The following is a 629-nucleotide window of genomic DNA, read 5'->3' on the forward strand; positions in this document are numbered from 1 at the left end:
AGCGATGCCAGCTTTTCGATGAGGCGATCGCGTCGCGCGACAGCCTCCCGGCTCTCCACCGGCTGGCCGTCGCGATAGACGGGCCGGGAGCAGAGGTTGCCCTCCGAGTCGGAGAAAGGCTCGTAGAGCTGGACCGGGAAGGAATGGGCGAGATAGTCGAGTACATATTCTTTGCAGTCGCAGTTTATGTCGAGCGTGGCGGCGAGAGACGCAGGTTTCCTTCGGTTTTCCATGATTTCACTCCAGATAATTACGGTTCCCTCGACCTGAACAAGTCGAAGGAACCAACATGCGATCAAGATCATTATTGTCGTTTCGAGCGGCCCGGCTCCGGGTCGAAGACCCGCCCAGTCACGACGCTCTACTCACCGCATTCCTCTCCTCTCTGTCGCTCGACGAGAGGTCAGGCAGTGCGATTCTGTTTGGCGCTGCGGCCCGTCATTTCCTGCATTGGATGGAACTGCATGGGATCGCGATCCGCACGATCGACGATCGGACCGTTCGGCGGTTCGAGAAGCATCGGTGCCGTTGCCACCGGTATTCGGCGCAGCAGCCAGTCTATAAGGCGGACATTGCAGCGCGGGTCAGACGCTTCGTCCGCTTCCTGGAAGATCAAGGCTACGTCGAAG

General features: G+C 59.1%; 2 protein-coding genes. Both read right to left on the bottom strand.

Going from position 1 to position 629, the window contains the following annotated elements; all coding sequences use genetic code 11:
* Positions 1-233: hypothetical protein (locus AACY08_RS27950; protein WP_339472337.1), on the bottom strand; the 233-nt coding region annotated here is incomplete at its 3' end.
* A 170-nt stretch (positions 234-403) separates the two neighbouring features.
* Positions 404-629 (bottom strand): hypothetical protein (locus tag AACY08_RS27955; RefSeq protein WP_339472338.1); only part of this gene is annotated, 226 nt, incomplete at its 5' end.

The sequence above is a fragment of the Pseudomonas sp. EL_65y_Pfl1_R83 genome (genome assembly GCF_963970695.1).
GTDB classification, from domain to species: Bacteria; Pseudomonadota; Gammaproteobacteria; order Pseudomonadales; family Pseudomonadaceae; genus Aquipseudomonas; species Aquipseudomonas tritici.